Source organism: Enemella evansiae, assembly GCF_004362375.1.
Lineage (GTDB): Bacteria > Actinomycetota > Actinomycetes > Propionibacteriales > Propionibacteriaceae > Enemella > Enemella evansiae.
The window spans coordinates 608413-626742 of sequence record NZ_SNXA01000009.1 but is presented as its reverse complement, the minus strand read 5'-3'; the positions used below and the strand labels follow the sequence as shown (position 1 = coordinate 626742).

The 18330-nt window shown below is 69.3% G+C and carries 19 protein-coding genes and 1 pseudogene; 7 read left to right on the top strand and 13 right to left on the bottom strand.

Going from position 1 to position 18330, the window contains the following annotated elements; genetic code table 11:
* Positions 1 to 63: 63 nt before the first annotated feature.
* From C8D81_RS10980 to C8D81_RS10965, 4 genes are all read right to left on the bottom strand, one after another.
* The gene (locus C8D81_RS10980; RefSeq protein WP_094357606.1) at positions 64 to 465 is read right to left on the bottom strand and encodes a hypothetical protein; all 402 of its coding nucleotides are present in this window, start codon (positions 463 to 465) and stop codon (positions 64 to 66) included.
* Between the two features lie 82 nt (positions 466 to 547).
* Positions 548 to 1126, bottom strand: a complete 579-nt coding sequence (gene sigM / locus C8D81_RS10975; protein ID WP_208109218.1) for an RNA polymerase sigma factor SigM — start codon at positions 1124 to 1126, stop codon at positions 548 to 550.
* 81 nt (positions 1127 to 1207) lie between these two features.
* The gene (gene murJ / locus C8D81_RS10970) at positions 1208 to 4882 is read right to left on the bottom strand and encodes a murein biosynthesis integral membrane protein MurJ (RefSeq protein WP_133626065.1); all 3675 of its coding nucleotides are present in this window, start codon (positions 4880 to 4882) and stop codon (positions 1208 to 1210) included.
* Positions 4879 to 7080 carry a DUF6049 family protein gene (locus C8D81_RS10965; protein WP_133626064.1) on the bottom strand — a complete coding sequence of 734 codons (2202 nt, stop codon included), beginning with the start codon at positions 7078 to 7080 and terminating at the stop codon, positions 4879 to 4881. The genes murJ and C8D81_RS10965 overlap by 4 nt, the downstream gene beginning before the upstream one ends.
* Before the next feature lie 125 nt (positions 7081 to 7205).
* Here C8D81_RS10965 and C8D81_RS10960 point away from each other — a divergent pair, with 125 nt between their 5' ends.
* Positions 7206 to 8702, top strand: a complete 1497-nt coding sequence (locus tag C8D81_RS10960; protein ID WP_267873151.1) for a CCA tRNA nucleotidyltransferase — start codon at positions 7206 to 7208, stop codon at positions 8700 to 8702.
* Positions 8703 to 8752: 50 nt separating this feature from the next.
* Positions 8753 to 8917 carry a hypothetical protein gene (locus C8D81_RS20900; RefSeq protein WP_166646766.1) on the top strand — a complete coding sequence of 55 codons (165 nt, stop codon included), beginning with the start codon at positions 8753 to 8755 and terminating at the stop codon, positions 8915 to 8917.
* Positions 8918 to 8954: 37 nt separating this feature from the next.
* On the opposite strand, the gene C8D81_RS10955 is transcribed toward C8D81_RS20900, so the two are convergent.
* From C8D81_RS10955 to C8D81_RS10945, 3 genes are read right to left on the bottom strand one after another with little or no spacing between them, the layout of a single operon-like run.
* Positions 8955 to 9194 (bottom strand): immunity protein Imm33 domain-containing protein, encoded by a 240-nt coding sequence (locus C8D81_RS10955; RefSeq protein WP_133626062.1) that lies wholly within the window; start codon positions 9192 to 9194, stop codon positions 8955 to 8957.
* Positions 9195 to 9205: 11 nt separating this feature from the next.
* Complete coding sequence (locus tag C8D81_RS10950; RefSeq protein WP_133626061.1) at positions 9206 to 9739, bottom strand: hypothetical protein; 534 nt, start codon at positions 9737 to 9739, stop codon at positions 9206 to 9208.
* Positions 9726 to 10037: a GH-E family nuclease gene (locus C8D81_RS10945; RefSeq protein ID WP_133626060.1), complete on the bottom strand. Its 312-nt coding sequence runs from the start codon at positions 10035 to 10037 to the stop codon at positions 9726 to 9728. Before C8D81_RS10945 ends, C8D81_RS10950 begins: the two co-directional genes overlap by 14 nt.
* A gap of 158 nt (positions 10038 to 10195) precedes the next feature.
* On the opposite strand from C8D81_RS10945, the gene C8D81_RS10940 reads away from it, so the two are divergent.
* Positions 10196 to 10837, top strand: coding sequence for a YbjQ family protein (locus C8D81_RS10940; RefSeq protein WP_094426544.1), 642 nt, complete (start codon positions 10196 to 10198; stop codon positions 10835 to 10837).
* On the opposite strand, the gene C8D81_RS10935 is transcribed toward C8D81_RS10940, so the two are convergent.
* The 4 genes from C8D81_RS10935 to C8D81_RS10920 all read right to left on the bottom strand — a co-directional run bounded on the left by C8D81_RS10935 (position 10834) and on the right by C8D81_RS10920 (position 14133).
* Complete coding sequence (locus C8D81_RS10935) at positions 10834 to 11460, bottom strand: GAD-like domain-containing protein (protein ID WP_133626059.1); 627 nt, start codon at positions 11458 to 11460, stop codon at positions 10834 to 10836. The genes C8D81_RS10940 and C8D81_RS10935 overlap by 4 nt on opposite strands.
* Before the next feature lie 12 nt (positions 11461 to 11472).
* Positions 11473 to 12096 carry a GAD-like domain-containing protein gene (locus C8D81_RS10930; protein WP_166646765.1) on the bottom strand — a complete coding sequence of 208 codons (624 nt, stop codon included), beginning with the start codon at positions 12094 to 12096 and terminating at the stop codon, positions 11473 to 11475.
* A 318-nt stretch (positions 12097 to 12414) separates the two neighbouring features.
* On the bottom strand, positions 12415 to 12717 hold the full coding sequence (locus tag C8D81_RS10925; RefSeq protein WP_133626058.1) for a hypothetical protein: 303 nt from the start codon (positions 12715 to 12717) through the stop codon (positions 12415 to 12417).
* 51 nt (positions 12718 to 12768) lie between these two features.
* Complete coding sequence (locus C8D81_RS10920; protein WP_133626057.1) at positions 12769 to 14133, bottom strand: MFS transporter; 1365 nt, start codon at positions 14131 to 14133, stop codon at positions 12769 to 12771.
* Between the two features lie 84 nt (positions 14134 to 14217).
* On the opposite strand from C8D81_RS10920, the gene C8D81_RS10915 reads away from it, so the two are divergent.
* Positions 14218 to 14592 (top strand): helix-turn-helix domain-containing protein, encoded by a 375-nt coding sequence (locus C8D81_RS10915; RefSeq protein WP_094357572.1) that lies wholly within the window; start codon positions 14218 to 14220, stop codon positions 14590 to 14592.
* Here the strand turns inward: C8D81_RS10915 and C8D81_RS10910 are convergent.
* Complete coding sequence (locus C8D81_RS10910) at positions 14589 to 15191, bottom strand: ClpP family protease (protein WP_133626056.1); 603 nt, start codon at positions 15189 to 15191, stop codon at positions 14589 to 14591. The genes C8D81_RS10915 and C8D81_RS10910 overlap by 4 nt on opposite strands.
* Complete coding sequence (locus C8D81_RS10905; protein WP_133626055.1) at positions 15188 to 15802, bottom strand: ClpP family protease; 615 nt, start codon at positions 15800 to 15802, stop codon at positions 15188 to 15190. The genes C8D81_RS10910 and C8D81_RS10905 overlap by 4 nt, the downstream gene beginning before the upstream one ends.
* Positions 15803 to 15914: 112 nt before the next feature.
* Here C8D81_RS10905 and C8D81_RS10900 point away from each other — a divergent pair, with 112 nt between their 5' ends.
* From C8D81_RS10900 to C8D81_RS21255, 3 genes and pseudogenes are all read left to right on the top strand, one after another.
* Entirely contained in the window at positions 15915 to 16685 is a 771-nt protein-coding gene (locus C8D81_RS10900; protein WP_133626054.1) for a LamB/YcsF family protein, read from the top strand.
* Positions 16686 to 16690: 5 nt separating this feature from the next.
* Positions 16691 to 17317 (top strand): annotated as a pseudogene (locus C8D81_RS21260) (5-oxoprolinase subunit B family protein); the annotation flags it as partial.
* A gap of 81 nt (positions 17318 to 17398) precedes the next feature.
* Complete coding sequence (locus C8D81_RS21255; RefSeq protein WP_208109234.1) at positions 17399 to 18271, top strand: 5-oxoprolinase subunit C family protein; 873 nt, start codon at positions 17399 to 17401, stop codon at positions 18269 to 18271.
* The last annotated feature ends 59 nt before the right edge of the window (positions 18272 to 18330 follow it).

Below are 18330 nucleotides of genomic sequence, written 5' to 3'. Positions count from 1 at the left end.
TCCCCCAGGGGTCGACGCTGTGCTGGCTCCAGTCTGCCACCTGGGGCCAGCACGGCGTCGAGCTCAGTTCCGGGACTCGCTCCGGGACCGGTCGGGCTCCCAGGTGCGGTCGAAATCGGGATGGTCGCCGAAGGTGCCGACGGTCCGCTTCGCGCGGGCGGCGCGCTCGGCCTCCTCCTCGGCCCGCGCGGTACCGCTGCTGCGTCGTTCGGACTCGGCGCGGACCACCGCGGACAACCGGTCGAAGACGGCATCCGGCATCGGCGGCGCCGGTTCGGACCGCAGCGCGTCGCAGGCATCGGCGAGCGCGCGGGCGAGTTCACCGCACTGCGCGCAGGCCTGCACATGGTCGGTCACCCGGGCGGCATCCTCGGCGGTGAGCAACTGCTCGGCCGCATCGGACAACTCCTCGATCGAGACGTGCCCGGTGGCGGCTCGAGGGGCGGCGGTCGGTTCGTCGTTCACTGCGCTCCTCACGTAGTCATGGCTGTCGACAGGTCCGGCGACGGGGCTTGGACGACGCCCGGCACGGGCTCGGTTCCCTCGCTCACCGACTTGTCGAGGTGGTGCTCTCGCGGAGGTGGACGAGCAGTGGTACCAGTTTGGCACGGCCCCGGGAACACCGGGATTTGATCGTGCCGACGGCACAGCCGAGGATCTGCGCGGCCTCCTCGACCGAATAGCCCTCCATGTCGACCAGCACCAGCGCGGCCCGCTGGTCGGCGTTGATCTGGTTCAGCGCGGCCGCCACGTCGGCGCGGCGCTCCTTGACCTCGAGCTGGTCCGACTCGTCGGCGACGCTGAGCTCGGCGGACCGATCGGGATCCTCGGGCAGCGGCTCGGCCCGGCGTACCTTGTTGTGCCGGATCCGGTCCAGACAGGCGTTCACCACCACCCGATGCAGCCAGGTGGTCACCTTCGCATCGCCACGGAAGGTGTGCGCCCGCCGGAATGCGGAGATGTACGCCTCCTGCAGCGCGTCGGCGGCCTCCTCCGGATTGCGCATGGTGCGCAGCGCCACCGCCCAGAGGCGATCCCGGTGACGGGCCACCAGGATCGAGAACGCGTCCGGGTCACCATCCACGTGCGCGCGCAACAGCTCCGGGTCGGTGCGCTCATCGGTCACGGGCGGGCGTCCTTCATCGAACTGGATCAAGTGGCGGGCGGCAACGGACGTAGGTTACGCCACGCCGAGGGCTGTTGCACCTCAACCGACGAAGCGTGCCTCCGCGATCCCACCCCGGTAGGTGCTGCCGTCGGCGGGCAGTTCGGTCAGATAGACCAGCACGAATCGGGACCGGACGGGTTGCGCCGGTGCCAGCGTGACCTGCGGTGTGGTGGCCCGGGTCTGGGCCAGGGAACGCCACTGGGCCGCGGAGTTCATCGGTGCGGCGGTCACCGTCTCCGGGTTGGCCGCCGGGATCCGCAGCTCGACCGCGGTCGGTGCGCCGACCAGCTGCAGCTCGGCCCGCGCGATCGGGCGTACCTCGCCGAGGTCGAAGACGATGCCGAGACCGTCCTTGTCGCTCATCTCGGCCTCGCGGTAGTTGACCGTGCGCCAGGCGGTGTCCGGGTTGTTGTCATAGGCCTGCGGCACCTGGCCGGGGTTCTCGGTCCGGTCGTCGCCCTGCGGGTCGAAGTCGGCGGCCCGGACGATCTGCCACTGGGTGGGCGTCGGCACCGGGCTCGGCGCCGCGCCCGGACCGGCGGCCGGATTCTGCCGCAGCGCGACCGCGATCAGGCTGCCGACCAGCACCAGCAGCACCAGCCCGATCAACCAGCCCAGCCAGGCCCGGTTCTCCCTGCGGCGGGTCGGTGCCGGCGAGGCGCCGTGCGCGGGTACGCCCCGGACCACGGTCTGTTCAGCGTCGTCGGGGGTGCGCGGGGTGGCCGGTACCGCGGCGATCCGCTGGGTGCTGATCGGCTGGTACGCCCCGGTGGGCGCGTCCGGATCGCTGGTCCGGATCGCCGCGGTGTCCTGCTCCGCGAATGCCGAGCCCGGCGACAGCGCGGCCAGCGAGGCCAGCGGGGGCTCCTCCCCGTCGACCTGGACGACCGGCACCGGATAGCGCATCCGGCGCTCCAGATCGTGCGCGGCATCGGCGGTGCCGAGCACCCGGGTCAGCGCGACGACGACCTCGTTGGCGGTACGCAGTGCCACCTCGCGGTGCCGCGGGGACTCCGAGAGGATCTGGTCGCAGATCCGGTCGAGCGCCGGGGAGACACCGGCCCGGACCTGGCGCGGGGTGAGGATCCGGCGTTCGGCGTCCATCGGCGCCTCCGGCATCCCATAGGCGTGCCCACCCGGCCAGCGGGAGACCAGGGTGCAGTAGAGCAGTCGGCCCAGATCCATCACATCGACGGTCTCGGGGTCCTCCCCGGCGGCGATCTCGTGATGGCTGGGTACCATCTCGGCCTCCAGCAGGAAGCCGACGATCTTGATGTTGCCGGTGGCGGTGATGATCACCGTGTCCGGGGAGATCCGCTGGTGGAACAGGCCCTGGACGTGCATCCCGGACAGCGCATCGGCGACCTCGCGGACCAGCCAGGCCGCCTCGAGTGCGCTCAGCGGGCCGGCGGCGAGCAGGGTCTGCAGCGACTGCCCGGCGGCGTACTCGCAGACGATGTAGGGGCCGAGCCGGGTGCCGTCGTCGTCCTGCTGGGTCGTGCCGGGGGCCGGGTCGGGGGCGGCGTCGAGCACCCGCAGGAACCGCGAGTCGGTCGCCACCGCGGCCTTCCGGGCGGCGTTCATCAGGTCGTCGTTGTCGCCACCGGGCGGCAGCAGGTGGATCAGCACCGGCCGGGACAGCACCTCGTCGAAGGCCTTCCAGGTCTGGGTGTTCGCCCGCCGGACCAGCACCTCCTCGAGCCGGTAGCGGCCGCCGAGCTCCATCCCGGAACGCACCTGGATCGGGTGCACATCCTCCGCGGTGTTCTCCACCGGTTCGGTCGGTTCGTCATCGGTTGGCTGAGCGAGGTACGAGTCGAAGCCACCCTTCGACTCGTCGCTGCGCTCCTCGCTCAGGGAACCTGGGGACTCGCTGCGCTCCTCGCTCAGGGAAGGTGGGGACTCGGTGCGCTCCTCGCTCAGGGAACGGGGGGAATCCTCGCCCAGGGAGCGGATGCGGGTGGCATCCGGATCGGCCAGCTCGCGGATGGCGGTGGCGTCGTCCTCGGGGGTCTCGGCGCCGACCTCGGCGGGGGTGGTGTTCGGGTCCTCGGCGGCGGGGGTGGCCGGCTGCGGCGTACGCCCGCGACGCAGCACCATCGACACCATCGAGGTGACCTCTCCGATCTTCAGCAACTTCGCCAGGCCGAGGAAGAGCCCGACCGCGACCAGGCCGGCGACCAACAGGCCGAGCACCTGCATGCCGATCCCACCGGTGATTCGCTGGGTGATGAACCACGCGGCCACCGCGGCCGGTGCGACCGCCAGCCCGACCCGCAGCAGATGCCGCAGCACCGGCGCCGGGGACAGCCCGGGCAGGCGTTTCATCAGGCGTTGATAGCTGACGCCGACGCCGATCAGGTACGCCAGCGAATAGGACAGCGCGAGCGCCGGCGCCACCCACTCCGGGCGGTGCACCGGAACCACCAGCAGCAGCGCGAAGCCGATGTTCAACCCGGCGATCAGGCACTGCTGGACGAAGGTCGCGCGGGTGTCCTCGAGCGCATAGAAGGCGCGCAGGCAGATGTACTGCACCGTGAACGGCACCAGTCCGACGGCGAACGCGATCAGCGTCCAGGCGACGTAACCGGCGTCCTGGGCACCCTGGCCCTGCCCGAACATCAGTCCGGTCAGCGGCCCCGCCAGCGCGATGAACGCGGCGGCCGCCGGCAGCAGCAGGGTGGTGGTCAGATTGATCGTGCGCAGCGTCTCCCGGCCCACCCCGGCCAGGTCGCCGTTGGCGGCCAACCGGGAGGCGGAGGGCAGCATCGCGGTGGCCAGCGAGATCGTGATCAGCGAGTGCGGCAGCACGAAGATCAGGTAGGCGTTGTTGTAGACCAGCAGGCCGGCACCGGCGCCCTGGGCGGTCGCCGAGGTGGCCAGCTTGGTCACCACCACCAGGGCGAGCTGGTTGACCAGCACGAAACCGAGCGTCCACTTGGCCAGCTGGAAGGTGTGCCCGAGCCCGGTGCCCTTGAGGTCGAACCGGGGCCGGTAGCGGTAGTCGATCTTGCGCATCGCCCAGACCATCACCGCGGTCTGGAAGATGATGCCGATCAGGTGCCCGCCGCCGAGCAGCCAGATCTGCGGCCCGCTGAAGGGATCGGCGCCGTCGGATTGGCCCCACAGCGCCAGGTAGACCCCGAGCACGCCGAGCTGGACGATGTTGTTGGCGATCGGCGCCCACATCATCGGGCCGAACTTGTCCCGGGCGTTCAGCACCTGCCCGAGCAGATAGAACACGCCATAGAAGAAGATCTCCGGCAGGCAGAAGTAGGCCAGCAGCACCATCGCGCGGTAGTGGTCGGCCAGCTCCGGTTGGTGCCATTGACTGTCCGAATAGAGCCAGGTGACCGCCGGGGTGGCGATCGTCAGCAGCACCGCGACCACGCCGATGATCAGCAGGAAGGCGGTCATGATCCGGTTGGTGTACGCCTCGCCCTTGTCGGGGTCGTTCTTCACCGCCCGGACCAGCTGCGGCACGAGCACGGTGTTCAGCGCGCCACCGGCGAACAGGATGTAGAGCGCATTCGGCACCGTGGTGGCGACGGCGTACGCGTCCGCTTGCCGGGTGCCGTTGCCGAGCACGTACGCCAGCAGCGCGACCCGGACGAAACCGAGCACCCGCGACACCATCGTGCCGCCGGCCATCAGCGCACCGGCGGACAGCAGCCGGCTGGTCGAGGCGCGTTCGTTCTGTGCGGTCTGGTTCACCGAGTGGCCTTCTGGTCGGTCTCGTCGGGATGGTTCTCATCGGGGGTCTGCTCGGGCAGCGGATCGATCTGCACCACCGGCGGCGTCGGGTGCTCATCACCCGTGCCGGCCGCCTCCGGTCCCGGCCGCGACTCCTGCTGATCCGCCGCCCGCTCCCGGCGTACCTGCCGGATCCGCAGCGTCGTCGCCCCGAGCAGCACGATGCCGGAGGCGACCACGATGATCCAACCGACGAAGCCGAAGTTGGTGGCGTTCACCATCAGTGAGGTACGCCGACCCAGTGGGGTGCCGTTCGGGGTGGTCAGCTGGGCACTCACCCGGACCGGGCCGTTGGCGGTCGCCTTGGGCTGCACGTTGACCGTCACCGAGCCATTGGCCTCGATCACGATGTTCTGCTGCGGCGGGATGTCCAGGCGCTGCGGCTGGTCGGAATCCCAGTCGATGGTGACGCGGACCGGCGCATTCAGCGAGTTGGTGAGGGTGACCGGGAAGGACCCGCTCTGCCCCGACATGATCACCGACCGCTGCACCGCCAGGGTGACCGTCCCGCCGCTGACCAGCGCCTTGGCCTGCGCGGTCTGCGGTTCCAGGAAGGCGTCGAATCCGGCCGGATCGCGCCGCCACCAGCTGCTCGCGGAGCGCGCCACCGACTCGTCGGCGAGCTGGTTGACCGGTTCCGGGTCAACGACCAGATCCGCGTACGCCGCATAGGAGGCGCCCAGTTCACGGATCCGCGCGGCCTGCCGGGAGTTCAACTCCGCCTCGGCCGCGGCGGCCGGATAGTCGAGCTGGTTGGACCACTCGGCCGGCCGGCCGGAGAGCAGCGACCCGAGCGGCTGCCGCTGCACCCAGGGTGCGTCGGCGGCCAGATCGGCGGTGGCCTGATCGGCGGTGGTGATCACCCGGACCACCGGTGTGCTGCGGCCGGTCAGCGAGTCGAGGTAGCTCTCCGCCAGCAACCGCTGACGCAGATGGATCGGGGTGGTCCGCGGGTCCGGGCCCGGCCCGCCGTCGAACAGCCGCGGGTTGTAGCTGATCAGCTGGGTGCTGCCCAGCGGGCGGAGCAGCGCCTGACTGGTCACCGCATCGGCGGCCAGGATCGCGATCGCCTTCGTCTGCTCCCAGGTCGCGATGCTGTCCGGGGCGACCTGACCGTTCGAACCCCAGGCGATCAGCGGGAGGTCCCTCACCTGACCGATCCGGTCGCCGGCGGCCACGCTGCGCTGCACCACGTTGCCGAGCTGCTGGTGCGCCAGCGCCGACAGATCGGGCGTACCGAACGGCAGCCGATAGCCGTTCAGGGTGTTCAACCGGGCGTACTCATCGAGCCAGCGACGGGCCAGCTGGCTGCCCTGTCCCGGTACCGTGCGGCCGTCGGGCTGCTGGACCTGGTAACCCTCGGGGGCGGTCATCGCGTTGAGTTCGTCGAGCAGCGCCGGGTCGATCAGATAGGACACGTTCTGTCGGTTCGCGGCCCGCAGCAGCAGGGTCAGCCGGCCGTTGGCGGAGAGCTCCTCGGCCAGGTGGTCGTCGGTGAACAGCCCGGGGCCGACCTTGCTCGGCCGACTGGACAGCACCACCGCGGTGACGGTCTGCACCGGGGTGGGCGGGGTGTCGTTGCTGCCCGTCCGCGGCAGCGGGACGAACAACCGGGCCCGGCCGATGGTGGCATTGCCCTTGCGGCCCACGCGGCCGAGCACGTGCACACCGATCAGATAGTCCCCGGCGGTCCGCGGCAGTTCCAGGTCGGCCACCTTCGCCTGGACGCTGAACGGGACCGTCTCCCCGGGTGCGATCGTCGGCCGCTGCTGGCTGGTCAGATCGACGAAGGCACCGGGCTTGTCGAACACCCGGGACCCCCAGGGCTGGGTGGCCGCGGAGTTCAGCGCGGAGGTGAAACCGTCGTTGTCGGTGATCGGCGACTGGTCCCGCCAGAAGATCGCCTGCACCCCGCTCAGCGGTTCGGAGGCATTGTTGGTGGCGGTACCGGTCAGGGTGATGGTGGCGTTGCGGTCCGGCAGGGCCGGGTCCATCCCGGTGATCGTGATGCCGACGGGCTGCTCGTCCTCCAGGGCGTACGCCTGTCCCGGACCGGGCAGGATCAGGCCGGCGAGCGCCAGCAGCAGTACCAGCAGCATCCGCACACCGATCGAGCCCACCCGGCGCGGGTCGGTGTCGGGGCGCACGGGTCTGCTCACCCGTTCATGGTAGAGGGGAGAAACCATGTCTCCGGGAGTTGACGCGGGCGCGCTGGGGCGTACCTGGCCTAGAATGTCAGCCCGTGCCTGACAACGAATCGCCCGCCACCGGCCCCGCCGGGGCGCTGACCGCCGCCCAGAGCAATGCGCTCGCCGAGCTGCTGCGGATCGCCCCCGTGGCGGATCGCCTCGGCGAGCTGTTCACCGCGGCCGGACACGAGCTGTATCTGGTCGGTGGCTCGGTCCGCGATGCGCTGATGGGTCGGCTCGGCAACGACCTGGACTTCACCACCTCCGCCCGGCCGGCCGAGATCGAGAAGCTGCTGCGCGAGTTCACCCGCGGGGTGAAGGGTGCGGCGGTCTGGGACATCGGCAAGGAATTCGGCACCATCGGGGCCAGAATGCCGGCGGGGTCGGACCACGAGCCCTGGTTGATCGAGATCACCACCTTCCGCGCGGACAGCTACAGCGCCGATTCGCGGAAGCCCGAGGTGGTCTTCGGCGACACCATCGACGGCGACCTGGTACGCCGGGACTTCACCGTCAATGCGATGGCGATCGCGCTGCCCGGACGGCAGTTCGTCGATCCCTACCGCGGGTTGGCCGATCTGGCCTCGGGGGTGCTGCGGACACCGGCGACCGCGGAGCAGTCGTTCTCCGACGACCCGCTGCGGATGATGCGGGCGGTCCGGTTCCTGTCCCAGTTGCAGCGGCCCGACGGCAGCTATTTCGTGCCCGATCCCGATGTGCTGGCGGCGATGCTGGCGATGAACGAGCGGATCCAGATCGTCTCGGCCGAGCGGGTCCGCGATGAGCTGACCAAGCTGCTGCTCACCGACCAGCCGCGGGCCGGGCTGAACCTGCTGGTCGAGTCCGGGCTGGCGGCGTACGTGCTGCCGGAGCTGCCCGGGTTGCGGCTGGAGGTCGATGAGCACCACCGGCACAAGGATGTCTACGAGCACTCGCTGACGGTGTTGCAGCAGTCGATCGATCTGGAGCGGGCCCGCGGGCATGAGCCCGATCTGGTCGGCCGGCTGGCGGCGCTGCTGCACGACATCGGCAAGCCGGCGACGCGGAAGTTCACCGACGGCGGGAAGGTCACCTTCCACCACCATGACGTGGTCGGCTCCAAGCTGGCCCGCAAGCGGATGCAGGCGCTGCGCTTCTCCAGCGAGCAGATCAAGGCGGCGGCGAAGCTGGTCGAGCTGCACCTGCGGTTCCACGGGTACGGTGACGGGCTGTTCGATGAGGAGAAGGGCTGGACCGATTCGGCGGTCCGCCGCTATGTGCGCGATGCGGGGGATCAGCTGGAACGGCTGCACATCCTGACCCGGGCCGACTGCACCACCCGCAACCTGCGCAAGGCCAACCGGCTGCGCCGGGCGTACGACGATCTGGAGCGGCGGATCGGCGAACTCGCCGAACAGGAGGAGCTGGAATCGATCCGCCCCGACCTGAACGGCGACCAGATCATGACGCTGTTGGATCTCAAGCCCGGCCCCGAGGTCGGCAAGGCCTACCAGTTCCTGCTCGAACAGCGGATGGAACACGGCCCCCTCGGCGAGGAGCGGGCCACCGAACTCCTCAAGCAGTGGTGGTCCGACCGCACGGCCATCGAGTAGCAATCCCGGCGCAGCGAAGCGAAGCCGGGATTGAGTGTCGAGATGAGCCGGTGGTCGACTACAACGCGGTGTGCGAGATCGAGCCGGCGGTGATCGGGATCTACAACCTGCCGGTCGGGAGCGACCTCCAGATCATCCAGGAGGGGCCGGGTACTCCGATCCGGTTCCTGGACAACAACACCGACGAGTTCCTGGACCCGAGCGCGTTCCGCTGAGCAACTCTGCGAACATCTCGACTTCGCGGCCTAACTCTTACTCCGCGGCTTGCATGCGTCCGCGGAGTGGGAGTTGAGCCGCAGAGTGGGAACGACCCTGCATATTGGCGGGGTCGTTGAGCGTCTCGTCGGTGTCGTCCAGCGCGAAGAAGCGCCAGCCGGTGTCCGGCGGTTCGATCGGGTTCTCCCGGACGGCCCACTTGAGGGGGCTCTGCTGCGAAAGCACCAGCTTGGACGCGATGGCCGCGCCCGCACCCTTGATGAACTCAGTAGCCATAGCCGATGCTCCTAACCAGGGTGTGCGGCAACCCAGTCCTGTGCCGCCGAGAGGAATTCCGGGCGTTCGCGCCGCTCGGCGAGCGTCTGCGCGTCAACCCCGGCCTTGTTGCGATGACCGAGGTTCAGGTCGTCGCGGGCGAACCAGTCGGGATAGAGGGGAGCCAGCTCGGACTCATCGAACTTCGAGTTGACCAGTTCCATCGACGGCGTCCGTTCCTGTTGGCTGACGAATCCGGCATCGGCTCCTTTGTCCAGGAGGATCCGGGTCGTCGTCAGCAGGCCGTCTAGTTCCTGCTTCTTCGCCCCGATCAGGACGTTGAGCACCCCGGAACGCCCACGGCTGGCAACGGGTACGTCGATGCCCAGCTCGATCAGGCGCTGCACGGACTGGTAGCGAAGCTGTGGGTCCCCCAGGATCAGGGCGGCCGCCTCGAGCAGGGTGGAACCGTCCTCCAGCGTCAGATCCAGTTGCTCGCGCACCTCATCCTCGACCTCGCTCAGGCGACCGTCACGCACGGCCTGGAACAGCTCAGTCGGCTTCATACCTGCGGCTCCTATTGGCGCTCGGCAACTCGGGCTGGTAGATCTCGGGATCATTGTAGTGATCGCGGAACACCTTGGCCGGGTCGGTTCCGTTGGCTCCGTCGTACGGCGGTCGTCCGTTGACGTAGTCGTCCCAGCTGTTCCGGTACTCATTGCCCGGGGTGTGGCCCATATCCCAGACATCGCGGCGGGAGGTGCCCGGCGTCCAATCGATCCGCTCGCCGGTGTTGGGATCGAATACCCGGCCCTGGGAGTCCTGGGCGTCGTCCCAGACCTGACGGACCGTGCTGTCCCGCATGCTCGGGCGGCTGCCCGGCCTGAGGTAGGGGCGGGTGTCCCCGGGTGCGACCTGCACCACGCCGTCGTCGTCGACATGGGTTGACGAAGCCCTTGAGAGCCTTGCCGGAACTTGCCGGTCGCGGGTTGGCTGGTCCGCCGGCCCGCCATACTGTGCGCATGATCATCGTGACCAGCAACGGGATTCCCGGCTATCGGATCGAGGCGGTACTCGGTGAGGTGATGGGGATGACCGTGCGGAGCGCCAACTTCGGGTCGAACATCACCGCCAGTTTCCGCTCCCTCGGCGGCGGTGAGGTGCCCGAGTACACCCGGATCGTCTACGACAGCCGCAACGAGGTGATGAACCGAATGTGGGGCGAGTGCGTCAAGCGCGGCGGCAACGCGGTCCTGGCGATGCGCTTCGACACCGGGTCGATCGCCCAGGGCTTCACCGAGGTCTGCGCCTATGGCACCGCCGTCATCGCGGTACCGCTGGCCGAGGGGGAGCCGGGCGCCACCCCGCAGTCCATCGCACGGGCCGCGGCGGAGCAACCGGGCCCCGGCAACTGGCCGCAGATGGAGCAGCAGGTCGACCCCGGGGAGGGCAGCCGGCCGCAGGCCGAGCCCGCGGACTCCGGCGTACGCCGTCCCGAGGCTTCCCCGCCCGGGTACGCGCCCAGCGAGCACCAGGAGAACGAGCGTCGGCGCGCCGCAGAGCAGCAGGCCCAGCAACCGCAGCAGGGGGCCGACCAGCAGCGTCCGCAGACCCCGGAGCAGCAGCGCCGCAACAGCGACGACTCCTGGCTCGATCTGAACTAGAGGCTGGCCAGCACCGCGAGCTGGGCTTCGGCGGGCTCGATGCTGAAGTTCTGCTCGATCACCGGTCCGCCGACGACGGCGGCGGGGGTCAGGGCGTACATGGTGTCGGACGCGACCGGGCCGAGCCGTTTCAGCAACCGCCGGAAGAGGGGTTTGCCGTCCTCGGCCCTCATGTCGAACTCGTCGCGATCGGCGAGGAGCACTTCCTCCAGGCCGGTGTCGGGCAGGCCATCGGCGATGTCGCGGGTGTAGTCATATCCACCGACCTGGCGAAAGACAGGACTGATGTTCAGTGCTGCGCCATGGGTGGGCGACCAGCAATACATCTCGCCGAATGCGGTGCGGAGCCACGGGAAGTACGGGCCGTCTTGAGCGACCGATTCGAGGCTCGACGGGATCACCTGGGAGATGGGAATGAAGTCGGCCGCAAGGTCCGTCCAGTCATCGGGGTCGGTGAGCCAGAGTAGACCGTCGGCGAAGCCGGCGAAGCCCACTTCCTCCCACCAGGTGAGGATCAGCTCAGGCATCGTGCCGCGCCAAGCCTCGATCTTCTCGGGCGTTGCCGGAGCTGACGGGATCACCGGCCCCATCTCGACGAGAAACTCCTCCAGGAACGGTTCCACGATTGCTTGTGTTCAGAGGCTGGCGAGGACCGCGAGCTGGGCTTCGGCGGGCTCGATGCTGAAGTTGCTCTCGATCACCGGACCGCCGGCGGCGGCGGGGGTGAGGGCGTACATGGTGTCCGATGCAACCGGGCCGAGTCGCTTCAGCAACCGCCGGAAGAGCGGCTTCTCGTGCTCGTCAATGGTGTCGAAACGGCTCCGGTCGGACACGATGATGGCCTCGAGTCCGTTGTCGGGTTGTCCGTCAGCTACATCGCGCGCGTAGTCCCGGCCGCTGATCAATCGGGTGATGGGGTCGATCCGGATGGCCGCTCCATGAACGGGGGACCAGCAGAACATCTCGCCGAAGGCGGTGCGCAACCACGGGTAGTAGGGGCCGTTGTGGGCGACCGGCTCGAGTGCGGGTGAAAGGACCTGACAGATGGGGATGAAATCTGCGGCGATATCGGTCCATTCGTCGGGGTCTGTGAGCCAGATAAGACCTTCCGCGAACCCGGCGAAGCCGACCTCCTGCCACCAGGTGAGGATCAGTTCGGGCATCTTGCCGCGCCAGGCCTCGATCTTGGCTGGGCTCGCGTCCGGCCCGCGGAGGACCGGCCCCTGCTTGTCGATCAAGAATTCCAGGAAGGGTTCCACGATCTCCTCGTTCTCCGCCGGGCCAGTCAAAGCTGAGGGGTGAGTCGCACGTTCATCCGGTCACCTGGTCTGATCCTACCGGCGGCCAGATCTTCTCGAAGCTGGCGCTCCAACACATCCATCTCACCCATGTTGTTCTGCCACCCGGAGCCGAGGCTGCGGTTGACCCCCCATTGCGTGCGGCCACATTGTCCGCGTACCGAGCTGCACGATCTTCGGTGACCCGCAGCAGATCATCGACGTACTTCTTGATGAAGCCCTTCAGCGGTACTTTGGCGGCGCCCACGGGGCCAGTGAAACGTCTCGGGGGGGGTCAGCTCAGGCGGCCAGCGGACCGCTGACGCTGATCCGATCGATACCGTGTGCATCGAGCACCGCGGCGACCCGGGCGGCGCAGGCCTGGTGCGGTACCAGCCACTGAATCGGGGCATCGGCCACGGCCAGCTGCAGCAGCGCCGCACCGAGAAAGTCGTCCTCGGCGTACCGGCAACATCCGCGCACCTCGAAGAACAGGACGCCGCCGCGACGACCGTCGAAATGGCAGGTGAGCCCGGAATCGGCATCGGTGATCAGGAGGCCGGCCGGCCGAGTCGGCTGCGAGGAAACCAGGTGGAGGGACATCGTCGGAACCTTTCGGGAGGGACGCGGATTGCGTACGCCCATCCCCGACGCTCAGGGTCGGATCGGGGTTCCGTCCGCCGTCGCCTGCTCGAACTCGGTACCGCGATCGAAGGTCGCCGAACCGATCCGCCGGGTGCCGAACCAGAACAGCACCCCGGTCAGCGCGAGCAGTACGCCGAGGGTCACGAAGCCGATCAGCGTGTGCCCGTCGGCGGGCAGCAGCAGCGCCGCCAGGCAGGCCGCGATCACGAAGCAGGCGTTGAAGATCATGTCGTAGAGGGTGAACACCCGGCCCTTGAAATCGTCGTCCACATGCGCCTGCACCAGCGTGTCCACACAGATCTTCAGCGACTGCGAGCAGACGCCGAGCCCGAACCCGGCGATCACCAGCGGCCACAGCGAGAAGATCGAACCGGGCACGATCTGCAGCACCCCGGCCGCGATCAGCACCACGACGATGCTGCGGCGTACGCCGACCCGACGGGCCAGCGGCGGTACCACGGCGGCCGAGGCGATGAACCCGGCACCGGTCGCGCCCGCCCACAGGCCGATGTCGGCCATCGCGGCGTCCACCTGGTCGACCCGATGGAACCAGTTGCGGAACATCAGGATCGTCGCGACCTGGGTCATCCCGTAGAGGATCCGCTGCACGCCGATGGTGATCAGGCCGATCCCGGCCGGTTTGCGCTCCCGCAGGTGACCGACGGCGTGCACCAGTCCCTTGAGCACCTCCGAGGTCCTGGTGGTGCGCGATTCCATCGTGGTCAGATCCGGGCCGAGCGCGGCCTTCGGGATGCGCAGGGCGAGCAGCACGGTGATCGCGAATCCGGCGGCCGCGGTCGCGAACACCAGCGCATCGGCCTGATAGCTCTGCAGGAACGAACCGGTGCCGAAGCGGATCCCGAAGGCGACCCCGGCGCCGATCATCACACCGGCCGGCCCGATCGTCGGCATCACCGAGCTGGCGAGCAGATATTCGTCCTCGTCCACGGTGTGCGGCAGCGCCGCAGACAGCCCCGCGAGCAGATAGCGGTTCAGGCTCATCGCAACCAGTACGCCGGCGTAGAACAGCCACATCGTCCAGTGCTCGCGCAGCCCGGGGTTGAGCACCAGCAACCCGAGCATGATCGCGATGCCGACCCGGATCGCGTCGGTGACCACCGCCACCTGCCGTCGATGCCAGCGATCCAGGGTGAGCGAGACGAACGGGCCGACGATCGAGAACGGCAGCAACGTGATCGCCAGCACCAGCGCGATCGAGGCGGCGTCGGGTTGTTCCTGCGGGGAGAACAGCACGTACGCCGCCATCCCGATCTGCAGCGTGCCGTCCGAGGCCTGGGTGGCGATCCGCACCGCGACCAGCTTGCGGAACAGCGGATGGCGCCACAGGCGTCGCAGGCCGCGCAGGAAATTCACTCCGTCAGGCTAGTCGGTGGGTGGGTGTTCTGCTCTGAGCAGAAGCACCGGTCCGCCTGCCCGGGCTCGCCCTAGCATCGGTCCATGGGCGAGATCACGCCGGCTGAGCGCGCGCAGCGAGTCGAAGCCACCGAACCCGAACCACTCCTCCGCGAGGTGACCGGCCGGGTACTGCGTCGGCACCGGCACGAACGCGGCGAACGGCTGGTCGAGACAGCCGGCCGCGCAGGTGTCTCCACCCAGTACCTCTCCGAACTGGAGCGTGGCCGCAAGGACGCCTCCAGCGAGCTGCTCGCCGCCGTCGCCGGCGCGCTCGACCTTTCCCTGCTCGAACTCACCCACGAGGTGGGCCGCGAACTGAGCCAACGTTCGGTCGCCTCGGTCCGCTCCCTGCCCGTGCGCTCGGCGTACGCCAGGACGCCCGGTCGGTTCCGCGGCCCGGTCGCGCTGGCCGCCTAGGAGCGTGGCAGCTCCCGCGAGTCGATGATCGCATCGGCGATGCCGTAGTCGACGATCTCCTGCGCCCGCAGAATCCGATCGCGGTCGGTGTCGCGGCGGAGGGTTTCCAGGTCCTGGCCGGTGTGTCGGCTCAGCGCCTCCTCGATCTCGGTGCGAGTACGCAGAATCTCCTCGGCCGCCAGGATCAGATCGGGGATGGTGCCGCGACCCTGGCCGGCCGGTTGGTGCAGCAACACCCGCGCATGGGGGAGCACCGACCGCCGGCCGGGTGCGCCGGCGGCCAGCAGCAGCGCGGTCGAGGAGAGCGCCTGGCCGACACAGGTGGTCGCGACCGGTGCCCGGCAGAAGCGGATGGTGTCGTAGAGGGCGAAGGTCGCCATCACCGAGCCACCCGGTGAGTTGATGTAGAGGTTGATCGGCGCCTCGGAGTTCTCCGAATCCAGGTGCAGGATCTGGGCGATCAGCGCGTTCGCCACCCCGTCGTCGATCTCGGTACCGAGGAAGATGATCCGCTCATCCAGCAGGCGGCTGTAGATGTCCATCACCCGCTCGCCCTGCGGCGTACGGCTGATCACGTTGGGAATGGTGTAGCTGCTCATCGCGGGCCGCCGAACCCGGCCGCGGTCTGGGGTGTCGGGCGGAGCTGGTCGACCGCGCCGACCACCTGATCCACGAAACCGTAGTCGATCGCCTCCTGCGCGCTGAACATGCGGTCCCGCAGCGAATCCTCGAAAACCCGTTCGGCGGTCTGTCCGGTCTGCTCGGCGATGATGCCGATGATCGTGTCCCGGTTCTGCCGCAGATCGTCGGCCTGCAGTTCGATGTCCGGGGCGTACCCGCCGATGCCCGCGGAACCCTGATGGAGCAGCACTTTCGCATGCGGCAGGATGAACCGCTTCCCCCGCGTTCCGCAGCACAGCAGGAACTGGCCGGCGCTGTAGGCCATCCCCAGATTCACGGTGATGACCTCATTGGGGATCAGCCGCATGGTATCGGCGATCGCCAGCATTGCCGGTACCGAGCCACCGGGGGAGTTGATCCACAGCCCGATGTCGGTCACCGGGTCCTCGGCCGACAGGAGCATCAGTTGCGCACACAGCTGGCTGCCGATCTCGTCGTCGAGGGCCGAGTCGAGCATCAGGATCCGTCTGCCCAGCAGGTCTTTCGCGGTACGCCGACTCAGCGGCAGGGTCTTCATCTCTTCGCTCATGGGATCAGCATGACTCCGTCGACCGCCGAGTGCGCAGCACTGCTGCTGTGGGCGGACTCATGCTGCGGACAGCTGCTTGACTGACCCGGAGGGTTGAACAAGGCTGCCGATCATGGCAGCGACCATCGATCTGAACTCGGACCTGGGCGAGTCCTTCGGGATGTGGCGGATGGGCGATGACGCCGCGCTGCTGAAGGTGGTCAGTTCGGCGAACGTCGCCTGCGGTTTCCACGCCGGTGATCCCTCGGTGCTGTGGGCGACCTGCCGCGAGGCGGTGGCCCGCGGCGTACAGATCGGGGCGCATGTCGCCTATCGGGATCTGGCCGGCTTCGGGCGGTCGTTCATCGACGTACCGGGCGAGCAGCTGTACGCCGACGTGCTCTATCAGCTCGCCGCGATCGACGGCGTCGCCCGGACGGCCGGCGGCAGCGTCACCTATGTGAAGCCGCACGGCGCCCTCTACAACACCATCGTCCAGCACGAGCAGCAGTCCGATGCCGTGGTCCGCGCGGTCGCCGACTTCAACGCCGGGCGCGACGAGCCGCTCGCGCTGCTCGGCCTGCCCGGCTCGGTGGTGCTCGACAAGGCCGCGGCGGCCGGCGTACGCACGGTCCGCGAGGCGTTCTGCGATCGCGCCTACAACGCCGACGGCACCCTGGTCAGCCGGCGCACCGAGGGCGCGGTACTGCACGACCCGCGGCAGGTCGCCGAACGGATGGTGCAGCTGGTGACCACCGGGGAGCTGACCGCGATCGACGGGTCGGTGATCCGCATCGAGGCCGATTCTTTGTGTGTGCACGGGGACTCCCCCGGTGCGGTGGCGATGGCCGAGCGGGTCCGGAACGCGCTCACCGGGGCGGGTATCGAGATCCGGCCCTTCTGATGACCCTGCAGGTACGCCCCAGCGGCGACCGGGCGCTGCTGGTCGAGCTGGCCGACGCCGACGAACGCCGCCGGTTGGCCGCCGCGCTGGAGATCGCGGCGGCCGACGGACGCCTGACCGGGGTGATCGAACACGTGCCCGGAGCCCGCACGGTGCTGGTGCGGTGTACCGATGAGGCCGCGCTGGCCCGGGTCGCGGCCTGGTTGGCCGAAGCGGATCTGGCGGGGGTCGACGTCGCCGAGGCCGAGGTGCCCGAGGTGACGATCCCGGTGCGCTACGACGGCCCGGATCTGCAGATCGTCGCCGAGCACCTGGGCACCTCGGTCGATGAGGTGATCGAGCGGCACAGCGGGCAGGTCTGGACCGTGGAGTTCGGTGGCTTCATGCCCGGATTCGGTTACCTGACAGGGGAATCCGGTGACCTGGAGGTCCCGCGGCGGGACTCACCGCGGACCCGGGTACCACCGGGTTCGGTGGCGCTGGCCGGCGAGTTCTCCGCGGTCTATCCGCAGGCCTCCCCGGGTGGCTGGCAGCTGATCGGCAGCACCGATGCGGTGCTCTGGGACGTCGACCGCGACCCACCCGCCCTGCTCGTCCCGGGCGCCCGCGTCCGCTTCCAGCAGGACGACGACCGTTCCCTGAGCGAGCGAGGAACGAGCGAGTCGAAGGGGTCCGCGCCAGCGAGTCGAAGCCACGTCCCCGAGGAAGCCGGCCTGACGGTCGAACACCCCGGTCCTCAATTGCTCGTCGAGGACCTCGGCCGGCCCGGTAACGCCCGGCTCGGGGTCACCGCCTCTGGAGCGATGGACCGCGGTGCGCTCCGGTTGGCGAACCGCCTGCTCGGCAATGCGGAATCCCGGGCCGGTCTGGAGATCCTGCTCGGCGGCGCCACCCTGCGCGCCGAACGCGACCTGCTGATCGCGGTCACCGGCGCCAACGCGCCGATCCGGATCGACGGCCGCCCGGCCGCCTGGGGTGAACCGGTGCGGTTGACCGCGGGTCAGGTCCTCGAGATCGGCCGTCCCGAGCACGGGGTGCGCTGCTATCTGGGTGTCCGCGGCGGCGTCCAGGCCCCGGAGGTCCTCGGTTCGCTGGCCAGCGACCCGACCACCGGTCTCGGTCCGGCTCCGCTCGCCGCCGGTGACACCATCGCCATCGGCGAACCCGGGGCGAACCCGCCTCACCCGGTCGACGCCATCCCCGGTTCCGGCGGCGGCGAGATCCTGCTCCCGGCGGTCCTCGGCCCGCGGGATGACTGGTTCACCCCGGCCGCGATCGACACCCTGGCCCGTGCGGCCTGGGAGGTCTCCGGCGACGCGAACCGCGTGGGGGTACGCCTCAGCGGCCCGGTCCTGGAGCGCGCCCGCGACGGTGAGTTGCCCAGTGAGGGCATGGTCCGCGGCTCGGTGCAGGTGCCGGCGTCCGGCCAGCCGATCGCGTTCGGCCCGGATCACCCGACCACCGGCGGGTACCCGGTGATCGCCGTCATCGACGACCATGCCACCGATCTGCTCGGGCAGGCGCGCCCGGGGCAGACCGTGCGCTTCCAGCTCCGCCGGGCGCGGCTCAGCGCGCGCCCCGCCTGACCATCGGTCAAAGTCCAGAATGTGTCACGCGTGCATCGGAGCGGACGAGCGGATGCGGG

Coding starts and splice junctions, on each gene's coding strand:
- C8D81_RS10955 (WP_133626062.1), bottom strand. CDS start 9,194: ATGGCTACTGAGTTCATCAAGGGTGCGGGCGCGGCCATCGCGTCCAAG.
- C8D81_RS10950 (WP_133626061.1), bottom strand. CDS start 9,739: ATGAAGCCGACTGAGCTGTTCCAGGCCGTGCGTGACGGTCGCCTGAGC.
- C8D81_RS10945 (WP_133626060.1), bottom strand. CDS start 10,037: ATGCGGGACAGCACGGTCCGTCAGGTCTGGGACGACGCCCAGGACTCC.
- C8D81_RS10940 (WP_094426544.1), top strand. CDS start 10,196: ATGATCATCGTGACCAGCAACGGGATTCCCGGCTATCGGATCGAGGCG.
- C8D81_RS10925 (WP_133626058.1), bottom strand. CDS start 12,717: ATGTCCCTCCACCTGGTTTCCTCGCAGCCGACTCGGCCGGCCGGCCTC.
- C8D81_RS10915 (WP_094357572.1), top strand. CDS start 14,218: ATGGGCGAGATCACGCCGGCTGAGCGCGCGCAGCGAGTCGAAGCCACC.
- C8D81_RS10910 (WP_133626056.1), bottom strand. CDS start 15,191: ATGAGCAGCTACACCATTCCCAACGTGATCAGCCGTACGCCGCAGGGC.
- C8D81_RS10905 (WP_133626055.1), bottom strand. CDS start 15,802: ATGAGCGAAGAGATGAAGACCCTGCCGCTGAGTCGGCGTACCGCGAAA.
- C8D81_RS10900 (WP_133626054.1), top strand. CDS start 15,915: ATGGCAGCGACCATCGATCTGAACTCGGACCTGGGCGAGTCCTTCGGG.